Origin of the sequence: Nonlabens ulvanivorans, assembly GCF_032922765.1 — a bacterium.
Lineage (GTDB): Bacteria > Bacteroidota > Bacteroidia > Flavobacteriales > Flavobacteriaceae > Nonlabens > Nonlabens ulvanivorans.
On sequence record NZ_CP136694.1, the window covers coordinates 2,969,615 to 2,987,734 of the forward strand.

Annotated in this window: 15 protein-coding genes and 1 tRNA gene; 8 read left to right on the top strand and 8 right to left on the bottom strand. The window is 36.1% G+C overall.

Translation table 11 applies throughout. From position 1 onward, the window contains the following. Positions 1-10 precede the first annotated feature (10 nt). From serS to R1T42_RS13435, 3 genes are read right to left on the bottom strand one after another with little or no spacing between them, the layout of a single operon-like run. Positions 11-1,282, bottom strand: a complete 1,272-nt coding sequence (serS, locus tag R1T42_RS13425) for a serine--tRNA ligase (protein ID WP_317290686.1) — start codon at positions 1,280-1,282, stop codon at positions 11-13. A 38-nt stretch (positions 1,283-1,320) separates the two neighbouring features. Next, the gene (locus tag R1T42_RS13430; RefSeq protein WP_317290687.1) at positions 1,321-2,649 is read right to left on the bottom strand and encodes an HTTM domain-containing protein; all 1,329 of its coding nucleotides are present in this window, start codon (positions 2,647-2,649) and stop codon (positions 1,321-1,323) included. After that, positions 2,630-3,565: a bifunctional riboflavin kinase/FAD synthetase gene (locus R1T42_RS13435; protein ID WP_317290688.1), complete on the bottom strand. Its 936-nt coding sequence runs from the start codon at positions 3,563-3,565 to the stop codon at positions 2,630-2,632. The genes R1T42_RS13430 and R1T42_RS13435 overlap by 20 nt, the downstream gene beginning before the upstream one ends. 75 nt (positions 3,566-3,640) lie before the next feature. Between R1T42_RS13435 and R1T42_RS13440 the strand changes: the two genes are divergently transcribed. Then, positions 3,641-6,955, top strand: a complete 3,315-nt coding sequence (locus R1T42_RS13440; RefSeq protein ID WP_317290689.1) for a zinc-dependent metalloprotease — start codon at positions 3,641-3,643, stop codon at positions 6,953-6,955. Here R1T42_RS13440 and pth read toward each other — a convergent pair whose 3' ends face one another. From pth to R1T42_RS13455, 3 genes are all read right to left on the bottom strand, one after another. After that, positions 6,956-7,522, bottom strand: coding sequence for an aminoacyl-tRNA hydrolase (pth, locus tag R1T42_RS13445; protein ID WP_200875709.1), 567 nt, complete (start codon positions 7,520-7,522; stop codon positions 6,956-6,958). Between the two features lie 135 nt (positions 7,523-7,657). After that, positions 7,658-8,293 carry a 50S ribosomal protein L25/general stress protein Ctc gene (locus R1T42_RS13450; RefSeq protein ID WP_042245653.1) on the bottom strand — a complete coding sequence of 212 codons (636 nt, stop codon included), beginning with the start codon at positions 8,291-8,293 and terminating at the stop codon, positions 7,658-7,660. Between the two features lie 27 nt (positions 8,294-8,320). After that, entirely contained in the window at positions 8,321-9,262 is a 942-nt protein-coding gene (locus R1T42_RS13455) for a ribose-phosphate pyrophosphokinase (RefSeq protein WP_036582609.1), read from the bottom strand. A 130-nt stretch (positions 9,263-9,392) separates the two neighbouring features. On the opposite strand from R1T42_RS13455, the gene R1T42_RS13460 reads away from it, so the two are divergent. The 4 genes from R1T42_RS13460 to R1T42_RS13475 all read left to right on the top strand — a co-directional run bounded on the left by R1T42_RS13460 (position 9,393) and on the right by R1T42_RS13475 (position 12,257). After that, positions 9,393-9,474 (top strand) — tRNA-Leu (locus R1T42_RS13460). 94 nt (positions 9,475-9,568) lie between these two features. Then, on the top strand, positions 9,569-10,153 hold the full coding sequence (locus tag R1T42_RS13465; protein WP_042245656.1) for a HupE/UreJ family protein: 585 nt from the start codon (positions 9,569-9,571) through the stop codon (positions 10,151-10,153). A gap of 101 nt (positions 10,154-10,254) precedes the next feature. Continuing rightward, a complete protein-coding gene (locus R1T42_RS13470) occupies positions 10,255-10,680 on the top strand; it encodes a deoxycytidylate deaminase (protein WP_036585207.1) in 426 nt (141 codons plus the stop codon). Between the two features lie 2 nt (positions 10,681-10,682). Beyond that, positions 10,683-12,257, top strand: coding sequence for a S41 family peptidase (locus R1T42_RS13475; protein ID WP_317290690.1), 1,575 nt, complete (start codon positions 10,683-10,685; stop codon positions 12,255-12,257). Positions 12,258-12,273: 16 nt separating this feature from the next. Here the strand turns inward: R1T42_RS13475 and R1T42_RS13480 are convergent, their stop codons facing one another. Both R1T42_RS13480 and R1T42_RS13485 read right to left on the bottom strand, forming a co-directional pair. Then, positions 12,274-12,474, bottom strand: coding sequence for a hypothetical protein (locus tag R1T42_RS13480; RefSeq protein ID WP_036582602.1), 201 nt, complete (start codon positions 12,472-12,474; stop codon positions 12,274-12,276). Further along, positions 12,475-13,077 (bottom strand): MarC family protein, encoded by a 603-nt coding sequence (locus R1T42_RS13485; protein ID WP_006796739.1) that lies wholly within the window; start codon positions 13,075-13,077, stop codon positions 12,475-12,477. A gap of 193 nt (positions 13,078-13,270) precedes the next feature. On the opposite strand from R1T42_RS13485, the gene R1T42_RS13490 reads away from it, so the two are divergent. The 3 genes from R1T42_RS13490 to R1T42_RS13500 all read left to right on the top strand — a co-directional run bounded on the left by R1T42_RS13490 (position 13,271) and on the right by R1T42_RS13500 (position 17,837). Further along, positions 13,271-13,837 (top strand): DUF3109 family protein, encoded by a 567-nt coding sequence (locus R1T42_RS13490; RefSeq protein WP_036582599.1) that lies wholly within the window; start codon positions 13,271-13,273, stop codon positions 13,835-13,837. A 374-nt stretch (positions 13,838-14,211) separates the two neighbouring features. Next, positions 14,212-15,204 (top strand): ribonucleotide-diphosphate reductase subunit beta, encoded by a 993-nt coding sequence (locus R1T42_RS13495; RefSeq protein ID WP_036582597.1) that lies wholly within the window; start codon positions 14,212-14,214, stop codon positions 15,202-15,204. Between the two features lie 146 nt (positions 15,205-15,350). Further along, positions 15,351-17,837 carry a ribonucleoside-diphosphate reductase subunit alpha gene (locus tag R1T42_RS13500; protein WP_036582595.1) on the top strand — a complete coding sequence of 829 codons (2,487 nt, stop codon included), beginning with the start codon at positions 15,351-15,353 and terminating at the stop codon, positions 17,835-17,837. Positions 17,838-18,120 lie beyond the last annotated feature (283 nt).

An 18,120-nucleotide genomic window follows, 5' to 3' on the forward strand; every position in this document is an offset into this window, starting at 1 on the left:
ATATAGGGTTTTAATCAATGATGTCAAATCCACAGTAAGGTTTTAATACTTTTGGGATTTTTATACCACTTTCTGTCTGGTAATTTTCTAAAATACCAGCTAGTATACGTGGTAGAGCTAATGAGCTACCGTTCAAAGTGTGTGCCAGTTCTGTTTTACCTTCGCTATTGCGAAAACGTAATTTCAAGCGGTTACTCTGGAATGTTTTAAAATTAGAGACACTACTTACTTCTAGCCACTTATCTTGTGCGGTACTATAAATCTCAAAGTCATAAGTAAGTGTAGATGTAAATCCAAGGTCACCACCGCATAATCTTAAAATACGATAAGGTAATTCTAGTTCTTCTAAAATATTTTTTACGTGAACAACCATGGCGTCTAGTGCACTTTCACTTTGGTTAGGATGCTCTATACGTAAAATTTCTACTTTATCAAATTGATGCAAACGGTTCAAACCACGTACATCACTTCCATAACTACCAGCTTCACGACGGAAACATGGTGTGTAGCCTGTCATTGCGATAGGTAAATCTTTTGATTCTAATAAATCACCACGGTAAAGGTTAGTGATAGGAACTTCTGCGGTTGGGATAAGGTATAAGTCATCAACACCTACATGGTACATTTGCCCTTCTTTATCAGGTAATTGTCCAGTTCCATAACCACTGGCTTCATTTACAAGATGAGGTACCTGCATTTCTTCATAACCAGCAGCGGTGTTTTTATCTAGGAAATAGTTGATTAGGGCACGTTGTAAACGAGCTCCTTTTCTTTTATATACAGGAAATCCTGCGCCGGTGATTTTTGTGCCAAGTTCAAAATCTATTATATCATAATCCTTTACAAGTTCCCAGTGTGGTTTTGCACCTGCGTGTAAAGTAGGGATCACTCCATGTTGAGAGAGAACTTCGTTATCTTCATCACTATTCCCAGTAGGTACACTGTCTTGCGGGATGTTAGGAATGGTATATAGAATATTTTGTAACTCAGTAACAGCTGTCGTTAGTTCTTCATTAAGTTGTTTAGACTTTTCTTTAAGTTCTCCCGTTTGAGTTTTAAGTTGATTTGCTTCTGCAGCTTTTCCAGATTTAAATAAATCGCCTATTTGCTTAGATAGCTTATTACTTATAGCAAGTGTCTCATCAAGTTGTGCTTGTAGAGAACGCCTTTTTTCATCTACTGAAATAGCGTTTTCTAGCATTGGCATTGCGTCGATGTTTCTTTTTTTAAGCGCTTGTGCAAAAGCATCTTTATGCTCGCGTATAGCTGCGATTTGTAACATGGTATTCGTTTTTAATTCTAAGCTTGTAAAATTACCATTTATTCCTTGTTCTCATAGAGAGAAGATGGTAAAATCCATTCGTGATGTGACCAGTGACTCCATTCTTGAGCGGCAATATCTATTTCTTTATCTGTAAACTGCTGCAAGGGACGACCATTGATACTAACTTTGGCATCAATATACACAGCAACATCTTCACCTTCCATCGCGTGAAACTCTTTTAATTTTTGAGCAAATTGCCACATAAAATCAGGCTTTGTCTGTACACTGTAAGATTGTTTAGTAGTTAGATAGTCGTTATAATTAATCGCTTTGCGACTGCCGGTTTTTTTATTTTCCACATAATATGTAGTGAAACCACGTCTGTTGCGCAGCATCATGCGCCAGCTTAAACGATGACCTTCTTCTGTCCATAACACGTCGTCATTTATTACCCAATGTCTTAATGGTAATAAAATCATTATGATTAAAAAGCTCATGGTTACAGCAATTGTTGGCTTTTTGTACGATGGTACAATTATTTCGTCACCGTCATAGAATTGCTTCTTTTTTAAGAATCGTTTTTGTATTGTTTTAGGTTTAAAGAAGAAAACTAAAAATGCTAATGCTAGATAAGGGAATATCCCTATTTTAAAAATGATTGAATTAAAAATATGAAAGAAGAAAGAAGCTATAACGGCAATCATGCGCGTTCTTTTCCAAAGTAATAAGGGCACGATTAAAATGTCAAAGCTCAATCCGTAAATCATAATTGCCCAGTGAGCCCATTCCTGCTGTAAGATATTCCAATCACCAGCTCTTATTTTCATTAAATGCTTAGGGAATGAGGTGTCTATCCAGTCGGGATAAAACTTTGCAACACTAGCATAGGAGTAAACGATAAATAAAAACGCTATGATGAATAAATAAATCCATCTACTCATGTGTTCTTTACGTATCCTTGGGTTCCATTTTGCATCTATAGAAACAGATCGATGCGCTGGTAAAAAAATCATGATGTAGTTAAGTAACATCAGTAAATAATAGTGGTTGTTATAAGATGTTTTTTGCAATAAGTAGATATAACTCCAGGCGATTGCATAAAAAATCATCGCAGTACGGTACTTAAAACCTACCATCACCAATAATCCTGCAATACCCATCATTACAAATAAGCCATACATTAATGGCGCTGGTAAAGGTTCTAGAAACTCAAAGCCTATGAAAGTAAACGTGAATTTTGGTTGTAAAAAATGTTTGTCAACCGCTCCTAACGCTATATGTCCAAAAGCCTCACAAGCCAATAAGAAACCAAAAAACATTCGGAATAAAACCAGAGCAGAATTATCTACTTGCCTGAACAACCATTTATCCCATTTGCTGTACATAGGTTCTGGTCTTTAATTCATCTTCTTTCATTGCTGCTTTTAACTCTTCAATAGAATTAAATCTAACCTCATCTCTTAGCCTCTTATGAAAAAACAGCTCTACTTCAGAGTTGTATAAATCTGCATTAAAGTCTAAGTAAAATGTTTCAATGGTTTTTTGTGATCCGTCAGAAACTGTAGGGTTGAAACCGATATTAGTCATTCCGTAAACTTCAGTTCCATCTATGATGCTACTAGTGATATAGACTCCGTTTTTAGGTAATAATTTATAAGTTTCACTCACTTTTAAATTTGCTGTAGGGTAATTAATAGTTCTACCTATTGCTTTTCCTTGAACGATTTTACCGTTAATACTGTAGGGTCTATTCAGATAATTTTCAGTTACTACCATATCACCATTTTCTATGGCGTTACGTATTTTAGTACTGCTTACAGTAACCTCTTCTACTTCTTTTTTAGAGATCTGGACAACTTTAAAATTAAACTCTTTACCATACTCTTCTAATTCATTAATACTCGCAGCACGATTTCTGCCGAATCGATGATCATAACCTATGACAACTACAGCAGCCTTTAATTGATCGACAAGAATATTTTTAACATAATCATGTGCGCTAGTTCTGGCAAAATCTAAAGAAAATGGATGCGTCACAACGTTTTCTATCCCATTTGCTGCAATCAACTGCTGTCGCTCTTCAATCGTGTTGATTAATTTAAGATCGCCATCTGGCTGCAATACCATTCTAGGGTGAGGAAAAAAAGTAAGCAGTACACTCGTAAGGGATTGCTGCTGCGCGATTTCAGTAACTCGGCTTAGGATTTTTTGATGACCATGATGTACACCATCAAAAGTTCCTATGGTTATTACAGCGCCTTTTTCTGCCACATATGAGGCAATGTTATCAAATATTTTCAATGTATTAGAGCTCTTTTTTCAGGTAGATGCAAATTAAAATATTCTCGGTGAATTGCACTAAAAAACAGCATGTTTATGAAAATGTTTGTACAGACCACAAACATGAAGTATTTTGTAAACTTATTATTCCCTATGAAATATCTTTTAACGATTGTAATGCTGTTTAATTTCGCTTTCGCGAAAGCGCAAAACTTCTGGCAATCTGTCTCACAAACACCTACTGAGAACCTAGAAAATCGCAATTTTACACCTGATAACTATTTGATATATAATTTAGATATAGATGGTTTAAAACAATCTGTTACTGGATCGCCAATGCGGTTTACTACAAGCCACTCAAATGTAGTGGTGTCTATGCCTAATGCTGAAGGGGATTTTTATGATTTTGAAATCTTTGAAACTCAAATAATGGAGAATTCGTTATCTGCAAAGTATCCTAGTATTAAGACCTATTTAGGTTTTAATGTAAATGATGCTGCAGATGTTATACGGTTTTCAATTACCTCTCATGGTTTTCATAATATCGAGTTTGTCCCAGGTGCACCTACAGTATATATCGACCCATTTACTATAGATCATAATACGTACATCGTTTATGATAGATCTTCAATTCCTGAAGTAAAGGAAGATTTTGAATGTTTAACGGATGAGGTTTCTGTAATTGGAACTGATCTCAAAATATCAAATGTGGTTCCTGAATCAACAAATGATAGTTCATTGCGCACTTATCGGGTTGCCATCTCATGTAATGCAGAGTATGGAAATCTTTTTGCAGGTAACGGTACAGATGTGCAGAAGAGAGCAAATATTCAAGCAAGACAAGTGATAACGATGAATCGTGTCAATGGTGTTTATGAGCGTGATCTTGCTATTAATATGATCTTTGTGGCCAATAATGATTCCTTGTTATATTTTGGCGATACATCTTTAGATCCTTACACTAACGATTTTAATAATAGAACACAAGATTTAATAGATGGCGATCTTGCAAGTCAAGGCTTTCCTGGTATAGGGAATGCTAATTATGATATAGGCCATAATTTTAATACCTCTGGTGGTGGAAATGCCGGTTGCATCGGTTGTGTATGTGTAACTGGTCAAAAAGGTAGTGGTATGACCGGTCGTGCCAACCCTACTGGCGACCCATTTGATATTGATTATGTAGCTCATGAAATGGGACACCAGTTTGGTGGTTATCATTCCATGGCATCAAGTAACTGTAGAAGTGGAAGTGGTCAGACCGAAGTAGAGCCTGGAAGCGGAAGTACCATAATGGCTTATGCTGGTATTTGCAATCCCAATATTCAAAACAATTCAGATGATTATTTCCACTATGTAAATATTAGAGATATTACGGCAAATATTAAAAGTGGTCCTTCTAGTTCTTGTGCGGTAGTTACAAATATTCCTTTTACAGCTCCGGTAGTTGATGCAGGTTTAGATTATATCATACCTTATAGCACGGCATTTGTCCTAACCGGTTCAGCGAGTAATCTAGGGACAGAGACAGTAGTCTATAATTGGGAACAAAACGACCCAGAAAATCCAGGAAGTAATAATGGACCAGATCCTACACGAGTTCAAGGTCCGATGTATAGGTCATTACCTTCCGTAACGGTTCCAGAACGTTATTTTCCTGCCTTATCAGATGTTGTACAGGGGGATTTAGCACCATCTTATGAAGTAACACCATCGGTAGCTAGAAATATGGAATTTGCTTTCACTGCCCGTAAGTATAATAATAATGTAGGGCAGAATGATTCAGATTTAATGAATATTACTGTTGATGGTATAGCAGGTCCGTTTACTGTTACTAGTCAGAATTCTAATGTAAGTTACAATACAGGAGAAACCTTTGTAGTTAATTGGGACGTAGCAGGTACAGATCAATCTCCTATTAATACAATGAGTGTTGATATTTTAATGTCTACAGATGGTGGTTTAACTTTTAATGATATTATTGAAGTAGCGACACCTAATGATGGAACTCAAACGGTTATTATGCCAGTAGTTTCTCCTACCAGTCAAGCGCGTATAATGGTAAAGGCAAATAGTAATGTTTATTATGCTGTAAATTCTTCTAACTTCACAGTTACCAGCGATGAGTTTTCTTTGAGCACCACTGAGCTTGAGCAAAACGTTTGTTTGCCAGCAAATGCCAGTTACGATTTTACATATAGAACATTTAATGGTTTTAACACGCCTACAACGCTTTCATTAACGGGTGAGCCTGTTGGTTCAACGGTTGTAATCACACCTAGTACTGTTACTAATAACAATACGCCGGTAAATATTACCATTAGTGGTCTTAATAGTTCAATGGTAGGTAATTATAATCTTTCCTTTGATGGAACTGCTGGATCTACTATGCGATCTGTCGGGTTAACTCTGAATGTGTTAGAGAGTAGTCTTCAAAATACGACGTTAATTGAGCCAGTAGACATGGCAATTGATGTTGCGTTATTTCCGACCTTAGAATGGAACGCTAGCACCGGAGCTCAAGAATATGATGTAGAAGTATCATCAGATTCTAGTTTTAATATAATTGTTGAGGCAACAACAACTGCGGCAAGTACATATACTTTAACGACTGATCTAGATGAGGATACCATTTATTATTGGCGTGTAAGAAACAAAAATGTATGTGGTGACGGACCTTTTAGTGCGAGTCGTAGTTTTAGAACAGCAAATATTGTTTGTTTTAACGTGTCTTCAACTGTTGTCCCTATAACTATAAGTTCGGGTCCACCATCTTCATTTGATACAATCATTACGGTTACTGATAATGTAGTGATTAACAATATTGTATTAAACATAGACTTGTCGCATACCTGGATGAGTGATGTTGATATTTATTTAACCAGTCCGTCGGGTACTCAAATAACGATTATAGAAGATCGATGTAATAATAGAAATGACTTACTAGCTACATTTACAGATGATGGGGCAGCACTTCAATGTACTTTTGCAGCGCCTACAGTAAGTGGAACCATCCTAGCAGTAGATACGTTCTCTTCTTTTAATGGAGAAAATGCACTAGGTGATTGGGTATTAACTGTTGCAGATGATACTGATCAAGATGGTGGTAGTTTAAACGGATGGTCTGTAGATATTTGTGGAACACAAACTCTTTCTACAATTGACAATATATTTGATGATATTAGTTTATATCCGAATCCATCAAAAGAATCGGTTTTTCTACAATTAGATAATATCGCTTTTGCAGAAGCTGAATACGATATCTACGATATGGCAGGAAGATTTATAACTTCTCAAGAAATAGTTGCAGCTCGCACTCAAATCGATTTGAACCATTGGTCTAGCGGAATGTATTTAATTAAAGTAACAATAGATCATCAAACAATAGTAAAGCAGATTATTAAAGAATAGCTATTTACCGTTGAATTGATTCATGGTGTTAGCTAGTCCAGCATGAGTAAAAGATAAGCACGCCGCTGCTGCTTTATCAATACGTTCTGGTAAAGCTTTTAGTTCTTCTTTGTTCCATTCTCCTAAAACGTAGTCAACCTGACGGCCTTTAGAGAATTCATCAGAGATACCGAAGCGTAATCTTGGGTAATTAGGTGTGTTTAATTTAATCTGTGTATCCTTTAATCCGTTGTGACCGCCATCAGTCCCTTTTGCCTTCATGCGTAATGTGCCAAACGGCAGATTCAAGTCATCAGTAACTACTAAGATCTGTTCCTTAGGAATAGATTCTTGATTCATATAATATTTGATTGCCTTACCACTTAGGTTCATATAGGTGCTAGGCTTAAGTAAGGTAACTTTTTTTCCTTTGTGAGTAATAGTTGCAACATCTCCTAAAGTTAAGGTCTCAAAAGAAGCGTCCTTTATCTTTGAAATCTCGTCTAGAACTTTGAATCCTATATTGTGACGCGTTTCAGTGTATTTATCTCCTATATTACCTAACCCTATAATTAGAAATTTTTTCATGTCGTTCTCTTTTTCAACGATAGATGATTTAAAAAGGCTCACCCACCAATTTTTCAATTCACTTATCATGGCTCAAAGCTATAAAAAAAGCCGCAAGAAATAAATCTTGCGGCTTGTAAGTATTTGAGTAAAGAATTAATCTTCTTTAACTGCAGCTACATCATCTGTTTGTGTAGATGGTACATCTCCAGCTTCAACATCATCATCCTCATCATCTGCAATAGCAGTACGAGAAGTTTTGATCATTACAACCACAACGCTGTCTGGGTGCATGATTTCATACTCAGGTACGCGTAAGTCACGTACGTATTTCTTATTTCCAATTTTCATAGGCGCGATGTCTACTTCAATTAGATCAGGTAAGTTAGCAGGAATTGCTTTAACCTTTAAACGACGGTTATTTCTACGTAAAACACCACCATTAAGTACACCACGAGAAGTTCCTACAGTAACTACAGGTACTTCCATTGTAACTGGCTTGTCATCAAAAATTTGATAAAAGTCAGCGTGTAATAATTGCTCTTTTACTGGGTGCCATTGCATATCTTGAGCAATCGCAGCATATTGACCATCTTTACCTAGGTCTATAACAACTGTCATAGCGTCAGAGGTGTAAACCAAATTTTTAAATGCTTTTTCTTCTGCTTGAAAATGCACTGGCTCGTCTCCTCCGTAAATTACGCAAGGAACCAATCCAGCATTACGTAGGGCCTTAGTTGCCTTTTTGCCCACGCTTTCTCTTTTAGATCCGTTGATCGTGATTGATTTCATTTGTTGTTTATTTATTAATTATTGAAATTACATGATAAAATTAGAACTGATAGACTCATTGTTTTGAACACTAGTCATTACTTCTGCAAATAGACCTGCGCAAGTAAGAACTCTTATTTTTCCACTTTCTTTTCTTAAAGGGATAGAGTCGGTTACAATTAGTTCTTCTAGTTGAGAGTTTTCAATTCTCTCATAAGCCTGACCTGATAAGATGGCATGAGTACAAATAGCTCTTACGCTTTTTGCTCCACGCTCCATCATCACATCTGCCGCTTTTGTTAAAGTACCTGCAGTATCGACCATGTCGTCTACTAGGACTACATTTTTCCCTGTTACGTCACCTATCAATTCCATGTGAGATATCACATTTGCTTTTTGACGCTGTTTATAACAAACCACTACATCGCTTTCAAGAGTTTTTGCATAGGCATATGCTCTCTTAGAACCACCCATATCTGGTGAAGCTATAGTTAGGTCTGATAAATTAAGGCTCTTTAAATAAGGGATGAATAATGCACTACCGAATAGATGATCTACAGGTTTTTCAAAAAATCCTTGAATCTGATCTGCATGTAAATCCATGGTGATAATGCGAGTCGCACCAGCACTTTCTAAGATTTTTGCAATCATTTTTGCGCCTATCGGTACACGAGGCTTGTCTTTACGATCTTGACGTGCCCAACCAAAATAGGGAATTACAGCTGTAATATGTCTAGCGCTTGCGCGCTTTGCAGCATCTAGCATTAACAATAACTCCATTAAGTTATCACTGCTAGGATGCGTAGATCCTATAATAAAGATGCGACGACCACGTATTGATTCTTCAAAAGATGGTTGAAATTCACCATCACTAAAAGTAGAGAAGTTAACCTGGCCTAGTGAGGCACCATACTTCTCAGCTACTGCCTTAGCAAGGTCCATACTTTGTCTACAACCGAATAATTTTGCTTCTGTCATGGTGTTGATCATCTTAAAATGAATTAGACTCCTGATTTTAAGGCTGCAAATGTACAGATATTTTTATTCTTTGTCCTTAAAAATAGCTCTAAATAAGGTGTGAGATTTAAAATAATATGTACTTTTGCAATCCAATTTTTAGGCCTCAGTGGTGGAATTGGTAGACACGTTGGATTCAAAATCCAATGCTTCACGGCGTGCCGGTTCGATTCCGGCCTGAGGTACTTTTTAAAACCAGAACAGAAATGTTCTGGTTTTTTTATACCACATCACTAAAAATCCTATTTTTGAATTATTACCCCTTAAAACTATAAATAGATGGATGATTTTTTAAGAAACGTGATTTTTGGGTTTGAACATGTGCTAGATTGGAGAGCTTATGACCACATCCTTTTTATCATGTTACTTGCAGTACCTTACCTCTTTAAAAGTTGGAAAAAGCTATTATGGCTGGTTACAGCATTTACGGTAGGTCATACCATTTCATTAATGCTTGTAGCTTTTGCAAAAGTGAGCTTTTCAAGTACGTACATTGAATTTCTAATTCCTGTGACCATAGCAATCACGGCACTGTATAACATCTTTACAGCAGGTAATAGGCACCGCGATAATGCGGCATGGCTAGCTATATCTATTTCATTATTTTTTGGGTTAATACATGGCCTTGCATTCTCTAGTGCTTATAAGATGCTGGCCAGTGGAAGCGATAATGAGTTTTTATTACTACTTGAATATGCAATAGGTATAGAAGGTGCTCAATTAGTTATTGTGCTATTAGTTCTTATTTTAAACTTTATATTCACTGGGATCTTCCGTTTTAGTAGAAAAGATTGGGTTCAGGTTATTTCAGGTATTGTTTTAGGAATGGTTATACCTATGTTGATTGACAGGTGGTTGTGGTAGATTTAATGAAGTGATTTTTTGACCTCGCTTTCGCGAAAGCGTAATAATGATAGTATAGTGCGGCATTATTAAATGAAATGCAAAATTTAAAAATAGAAAATTTGAAGGATCAAAAACAGCATAAATATGATGTTGCTTATCTTAAGATGGCTGCAGAATGGGCTAAGTTATCGCACTGCAAACGCAGGCAGGTAGGTGCTTTAATTGTTAGGGACCGTATGATTATAAGTGATGGTTATAACGGTACGCCTAGTGGATTTGAGAATTTTTGTGAAGATGATGAAGGGTATACAAAATGGTATGTATTACATGCAGAAGCTAATGCAATTCTTAAAGTAGCTGGATCAACTCAATCTTGCGCTGGCGCTACATTATATATTACGATGTCACCCTGCAAAGATTGTAGTAAGCTGATTCATCAAAGTGGCATTAAACGTGTTGTATATGTAGAAGGCTATAAAGATGATAGCGGTTTGCAATTTCTGCAAAAAGCTGGCGTTGAAGTAGAACAAATTAATCAACTATAATATTGAAAAAATCACAGGCATACTTTCCATTGTTTTTAGGAATAGCAGTAGCGCTAGGAATAGGGCTGGGCTATACGATGCATAGTGGTGAGTCTAGTTATGGATTACTTATGGCTAGTAACGCCAATAAGCGTAAACTTAATAAGTTAATAGATATTATTGATCAGCGATATGTAGATGATGTGAATACAGATAGTATTGTTGATATTACTGTAAATGGTATATTATCTAATCTTGATCCTCATTCCATCTATATAACTAACGACGAGATGGAAGACGTCGCTGATCAGATGCGAGGTGATTTTGTGGGTATAGGTATTAGATTCTTTGTAAATCAGGACACGATTTCTGTTCTCAATGTATTGGATGGTGGACCTAGTAAAAAGGCTGGTATTAAAGGTGGTGATAAAATTCTTTATGCCGATGGGAAGCCACTTTTTGGAACAGGTGCTGTAAGTACAGATGTTTTAAAAGGAGAAGAAGGTTCAAAGGTTACACTAGGTGTATTGCGACCTGGTGATAATGATGTTCAACAGGTGTCTGTAGTAAGAGGCAATGTGCCTATTAATAGTATTGAGGCGGCTTATATGCTCAATGAAAATATGGGATATATAAAAGTTAATCGATTTGCAGAGTCTACCGAAGAAGAATTCAACGATGCTATAGATGGCTTAATTGAAAAAGGTGCGCAACGCCTAACAGTCGATTTAAGAGATAATCCAGGTGGTGTCTTAAGTGCTGCAATCGCTATGGCAGATGAGTTTTTGCCACGTAAAAAATTAATCCTTTTTCAAAAGGATCGTGATAATGAGCGCAAAGATTCTTATGCTACTAGTGATGGTGATTTTGAGGATAAACCTGTTTATATTTTAATTAATGAAAATAGCGCTAGTGCTAGTGAGGTAGTCGCTGGAGCTTTGCAGGACAACGACGTGGGAACGATTATAGGCCGACGTAGTTTTGGAAAAGGTCTGGTGCAACAAGAAATTAAACTAGGTGATGGTAGTGCAGTCAGGTTAACAGTGTCTAGATATTATACACCTACTGGTAGAAGTATTCAACGCCCATATGATAATGGTAATGAAGACTACTTTAAAGAGTATATCGATCGTTATAATAGCGGTGAACTAGAAGATGCTGCTAACATTGAGGTGAATGATTCTTTAAAAAGAACAACGCCAGCAGGTAAAGTAGTTTATGGTGGCGGCGGAATCATTCCAGACGTTTTTGTACCATCTGCAGATGGGTATGTTTTACAAACCCTAGAATATTTTGCTCGTACAGGATTTGCAGATCAGTTTGCTAATCGGTATTTACAAGGCGATGGTATTAATTTGCGCAACATGACTGAAAAAGATTTCATGGAAACCTACAGTGTTCCAGAATTAGTCATGGAAGATTTTATTCAATACGCACAGTTATACAATACTAGTATTTCGTTGCCAGGTTATAGAGATGAGATCTCTACAATTATTAAATCTGCGCTTGCAGAGCAGCTTTTTGATACTGAGGCAAAAATTAAAATCTTGAATCGACAAGATCGTATGATTCAAAAAGTGCTAGAGCTTAATAAGTAAGTCTGTTATTTTTAATCTATCGTTTTTCGTGCTTATCTTTTATCTTAAGAGATACTTGTAGTATCGCCAGTAAAATAAGTACACACAAAGAAGCGAGGATGCTAATAACTGCTATTTGACTATCACCTTTAAAAAGATTAGAGAAATCTAGTTTAGTAGCGTTAAATATAATGCTGGCAGCTGCAAGAGCCATTAATATGTATATAACTATTTTCATTTAGAAAAGTTCTTTAATGTTTGTGGTAAATAGCTTTACCGCGATGGCTAGCAAGATAACCCCAAAAATTTTACGTACCACATTAATACCTTGTTTTCCGATCAGTTTTTCAATGTACCCAGAGTTCTTAAGCACAATGTATACAAAGATAATGTTCACGATAATAGCAGCAATAATATTAATAACTGAGTATTCTGATCTTAAAGAAAGTACTGAGGTTAAGGTACCTGCACCAGCGATAAGTGGAAATGCGATAGGTATAATAGCAGCAGTTTCTGGCGCCTCATCTTTATAAAGTTGTACACCTAGAATCATTTCTAATGCGATAAAGAAAATTATGAAAGCACCGGCTACTGCAAATGAGTTGACGTCAATGCCTATTAAATTCAACATTCTTTCACCGACAAATAAGAATACAATCATTAATACACCAGCAACAACAGATGCTTTTTCACTTTGAACATGACCTACTTTACGACGTAAGTCAATTATAATAGGAACGCTTCCTATAATATCGATTACCGCAAATAAAATCATGGTTGCTGTAAAAAACTCCTTTAGGTCAAAGGCTGCAAAAAAATCTACAAAAGAATTGCTTTCCATCGTCTTGTTTTGAGCGCGCAAAAGTACTGCTATTTAATAGTTTAGTATTGATTAATAAAGGTTAAATATTCATTAACGAATTGTGACTTTTAAGTTGTAGGTCTGCTTCGTCTTAAAGCTCTTTTCAACTATGCCATATTCTGTCAGTATTAAATATGACTTCTAGTATCTTTGTAGCTTCAAATTTGCCTTTATGTTTCAGTTAGGAAAAACCATCGTGTCAGATGATGTATTAGAAAAAGACTTTGTTTGCAATCTTACAGCTTGTAAAGGTGTTTGCTGTGTTGCAGGAGAAGCTGGTGCACCATTGGAGCAAAAAGAGTTAGATATTCTAGATAAAGAATATGAAAAAGTGAAGCCTTATTTAAGATCTGAAGGGATTGAGGCTATAGAAGCTCAAGGTACGTGGATAGAACGTGAAAATGGCGAATTAGAAACTCCATTAGTAAATGGGGCAGAATGTGCTTACACCACCTTTAAAGAAGATGGTACGGCATTATGCGGTATTGAAGCCGCTTATCGAGATGGGGCAACTTCTTTCTATAAACCTATTTCTTGTCATCTTTATCCGGTGCGTATACAAGAATACACCGATTTTAAAGCGGTAAATTATCACAAGTGGCAAATTTGTGATGACGCGTGTACATTAGGTGAAGAATTAGGTGTTCCAGTTTATAAATTTTTAAAGGAAGCTCTCGTTCGTAAATTTGGAATTGCCTGGTATGAGGAGTTGGAAGAAATAGCTCAAAATTTTTCCTAAAAATCGTAAATCTGCGTTTTCAAATTTCAATTTTTAACATTTCGCTTTCGCGAAAGCGTGGATAACTTATTCTTCTGTGTTTATAAATAAAATGTAGGAATTAGACTAAATATTGCTGTCTATCAGTGATAAAATATAGGCTTGTATTATCTTGTTTCTATTAAATGCATTGAATGTTAGACGAAATTTTAATATACTGTGATACAGTGTTTTGAGATAATGAATTAATTTATTTTTAACATTTTAAAGTAGCTTTGATGATGTTGAAAACTTGTTTAAAAGCAAATTGTTAAGACGCTGATTTGCTCTCAATGATTTTTGATATTTGTTACTCTTCAAGCCAGAAGAAATAACCGAGAAAATTAAAAGGACACATGCAGACGACTCAAGAACCAATTTTACAAGAGAATCCAGACAGATTTGTTATTTTTCCTATTCAACATGATGATTTATGGGAGTGGTATAAGAAACAACAAGCTTGTATTTGGACTGCTGAAGAAATCGATCTGCAAGTTGATATTACAGACTGGCAAAATTCATTGAATTCTGACGAGCGTTATTTTATTAAGCATATCCTTGCGTTTTTTGCGGCTAGTGATGGTATTGTGAATGAAAATCTTGCAGAGAATTTTGTGAATGAGGTACAATATTCTGAGGCTAAGTTTTTCTATGGTTTCCAGATTATGATGGAAAACATTCATTCAGAGACTTATTCTTTACTTATCGATACTTACGTAAAGGATGATGCAGAAAAAGATCAACTTTTTAGAGCTATCGAGAACTTTCCTGCTATTAAATTAAAGGCAGATTGGGCAATGAAGTGGATTGAAAGCCCATCATTTGCAGAGCGTTTAATCGCATTTGCTGCGGTAGAAGGTATCTTCTTCTCTGGTGCATTTTGTTCTATTTACTGGTTGAAAAAACGTGGTCTTATGCCAGGACTTACTTTTTCTAATGAGTTGATATCACGTGATGAAGGTATGCACTGTGATTTTGCAGTACACCTACACAACCATCATCTAGTAAATAAAGTTCCTAAAGAGCGTATCACAGAAATTATTGTTGATGCATTAAATATCGAGCGTGAATTTATTACTGAGTCATTACCGGCTAGTTTAATAGGTATGAACGCAAAATTAATGACACAATACCTAGAGTTTGTAACTGACCGTTTATTAGGTGAGCTGGAATGTGATCCTGTGTATAATGTTACTAATCCATTTGATTTTATGGATTTAATAGGTATGGAAGGTAAAACTAACTTCTTTGAGAAAAGAGTAGGTGAATACCAAAAAGCAGGTGTCATGAACAGTACTAAGGAAGATAAGGATTCAATGGATTCATTCTCCTTAGATGCTGACTTCTAGTAAGTAACCTAAATAACCCTACAGCTCTTAGGGCTGTTCCATTATAGTGTATTGAAGATAAATTAAGTTTTCTTCACAAATGTTAACCCAATTATTAGAGAATGGGATTAGAATCCTTATCTCTTAACCCAAAAAACTAGTTCAATATGTTTGTAGTAAAAAGAGACGGCCACAAAGAGCCAGTGATGTTTGATAAAATCACAGCGAGAGTACGTAAATTATGTTATGGTTTAAGTAATCACGTAGACCCAGTAAAAGTAGCGATGCGTGTTATCGATGGTTTGTATGATGGAGTTACTACAAGCGAATTAGATAATTTAGCTGCAGAAACGGCTGCAACGATGACCACAGCTCATCCCGACTATGCTCGTCTGGCGGCACGTATTTCTGTCTCTAACTTACATAAGAATACTAAAAAGACGTTCACTGATGTGGTAACTGATTTATATGAGTATGTAAATCCACGTACAGAGAAAAAAGCACCTATGATCTCTGATGAGGTGTATCAAGTAATACAAGATAATGCAGACCGCTTGAACTCGGCCATTATTTATAATCGTGATTTTGGGTACGATTACTTTGGGTTTAAAACATTAGAACGTAGTTATTTATTAAAAATTAATGGAAAAATTGCAGAGCGTCCACAACACATGTTGATGCGTGTTTCTGTAGGAATCCATATGGATGATTTAGATGCAGCGATAGAGACTTATGAGTTGATGTCTAAAAAGTACTTTACTCATGCAACTCCTACATTGTTTAACGCTGGTACGCCTAAACCTCAGATGTCTTCTTGTTTCTTATTAACGATGCAAGATGATAGTATAGAAGGGATTTATGATACATTAAAGCAAACAGCTAAAATCTCACAGAGTGCTGGTGGAATAGGGTTATCTATTCACAACATACGAGCTAGAGGTTCTTACATAGGTGGTACTAACGGTACTTCAAATGGAATTGTACCTATGCTTAAGGTTTATAATGATACAGCACGTTATGTAGACCAAGGTGGAGGAAAACGTAAAGGTTCTTTTGCTATTTACATGGAGCCATGGCATGCAGATATTTTTGATTTCTTAGATCTTAAGAAAAACCACGGTAAAGAAGAAATGCGTGCGCGCGATTTATTCTATGCGATGTGGATGTCTGATCTATTTATGAAAAGAGTTGAGGCAAACGATAAGTGGACCTTAATGTGTCCACATGAATGTCCAGACCTTTATAATGTTTATGGAGATGAATTTGAAGCGCTTTATACTAAGTATGAGCAAGAAGGGAAAGGTCGCAAAACAATTCAAGCGCGTGAGTTATGGGATAAGATATTAGAATCTCAAATAGAGACTGGTACACCATATATGTTGTATAAAGATGCAGCAAATAATAAGTCTAACCAGAAGAATCTAGGAACCATCAGGTCTTCAAACCTATGTACTGAGATCATGGAGTATACTTCTCCAGATGAGGTGGCTGTATGTAACCTAGCTTCTATCGCACTACCTATGTTCATAAAAGATGGTGCATTTGATCATAAAGCACTTTATAAAGTAACTAAAAGGGTAACACGCAACTTAAATAAAGTAATTGATCGCAACTATTACCCAGTAATAGAGGCGAGAAATTCTAACATGCGTCACAGACCTGTTGGACTAGGTATTCAAGGTCTTGCAGACGCTTTTATCATGTTACGTCTACCATTTACAAGTGACGAGGCTAAGAAATTAAACTCAGAGATTTTTGAGACTTTATATTTTGCAGCATGTGAAGCTTCTATGGAAATGGCGCAGGAAGAAGGAGCATATTCAACTTTTGAAGGGTCACCTATGTCACAAGGAGAATTCCAGTTCAATATGTGGAATATCAATGATTCAGATTTAAGCGGTCGTTGGAATTGGTCAGATTTAAGAACTAAGGTAATGGAACATGGTGTGAGAAACTCACTTCTAGTAGCGCCTATGCCTACAGCAAGTACCTCACAAATCTTAGGTAACAATGAGGCCTTTGAACCATATACTTCAAATATCTATACACGTAGAACACTGTCTGGTGAGTTTATTGTAGTTAATAAGCACTTATTGAAAGACTTAGTAGACCTAGGGCTTTGGGATGATAGTTTGAAGAATGCGATTATGAGAAATAATGGTTCTATTCAAGCGATAGAAGGTATTCCAGAAGATATCAAAGAATTGTATAAAACGGTATGGGAATTAAAGATGAAGGATATCATCGATATGTCTCGTCAACGTGGTTACTTCATTGATCAGTCTCAATCGTTAAACCTGTTTATGGAGAACGTGACAACATCTAAGCTTACTTCAATGCATTTCTATGCATGGAAAAGTGGTCTTAAAACAGGAATGTATTATTTAAGAACTAAGGCAGCTGTAGATGCTATTAAATTTACGGTAACTAAAGAAGCTAAAAAAGCTCCAATAGCACAACCAGCAGTAGCGCCGGTACTTATAGAAGATCATTCTCCAGCTGCTGCAAAAGTTATGGAAGCTGCTGCAGACATTATTAATACAAAAGTCGTTACAGAGAGTGAAGAAATGACGGCTGAAGAATATAAAGAAATCCTATTGCGAGCTAAAGAAGCGGCAAGCAATGGAGATGACTGCGAGATGTGCGGTTCATAATACTTACTTATTTACTTAATGTAAAGCGACCTTGCAATTATTGTAAGGTCGCTTTTTTTGTACGCTTTCGCGAAAGCGTATATAACTAGCCCTATTTACATCCCAAAAGTTAAGTCTTTTAACAAGAATGGGTTATATCGGTATTATAAACTTAAATCTATATTAAGCTTGGTGTAAACCCATGTTAATCACTCGGTCTGAACTGTATTCTGTCTGTATATTGAGGTATATTAATTAAATAACCATACAAACTAATATTATGAATTACACAGAAGAAGTAGCA

Bases quoted from the DNA above. Each gene is read 5' to 3' on its own strand.
- R1T42_RS13430 (WP_317290687.1), bottom strand. From the start codon at position 2,649: ATGTACAGCAAATGGGATAAATGGTTGTTCAGGCAAGTAGATAATTCT.
- R1T42_RS13500 (WP_036582595.1), top strand. From the start codon at position 15,351: ATGTTTGTAGTAAAAAGAGACGGCCACAAAGAGCCAGTGATGTTTGAT.
- R1T42_RS13465 (WP_042245656.1), top strand. From the start codon at position 9,569: ATGGATGATTTTTTAAGAAACGTGATTTTTGGGTTTGAACATGTGCTA.
- R1T42_RS13485 (WP_006796739.1), bottom strand. From the start codon at position 13,077: ATGGAAAGCAATTCTTTTGTAGATTTTTTTGCAGCCTTTGACCTAAAG.
- R1T42_RS13480 (WP_036582602.1), bottom strand. From the start codon at position 12,474: ATGAAAATAGTTATATACATATTAATGGCTCTTGCAGCTGCCAGCATT.
- R1T42_RS13440 (WP_317290689.1), top strand. From the start codon at position 3,641: ATGAAAATGTTTGTACAGACCACAAACATGAAGTATTTTGTAAACTTA.
- R1T42_RS13455 (WP_036582609.1), bottom strand. From the start codon at position 9,262: ATGATCAACACCATGACAGAAGCAAAATTATTCGGTTGTAGACAAAGT.
- R1T42_RS13490 (WP_036582599.1), top strand. From the start codon at position 13,271: ATGTTTCAGTTAGGAAAAACCATCGTGTCAGATGATGTATTAGAAAAA.
- R1T42_RS13450 (WP_042245653.1), bottom strand. From the start codon at position 8,293: ATGAAATCAATCACGATCAACGGATCTAAAAGAGAAAGCGTGGGCAAA.
- serS (WP_317290686.1), bottom strand. From the start codon at position 1,282: ATGTTACAAATCGCAGCTATACGCGAGCATAAAGATGCTTTTGCACAA.
- R1T42_RS13495 (WP_036582597.1), top strand. From the start codon at position 14,212: ATGCAGACGACTCAAGAACCAATTTTACAAGAGAATCCAGACAGATTT.
- pth (WP_200875709.1), bottom strand. From the start codon at position 7,522: ATGAAAAAATTTCTAATTATAGGGTTAGGTAATATAGGAGATAAATAC.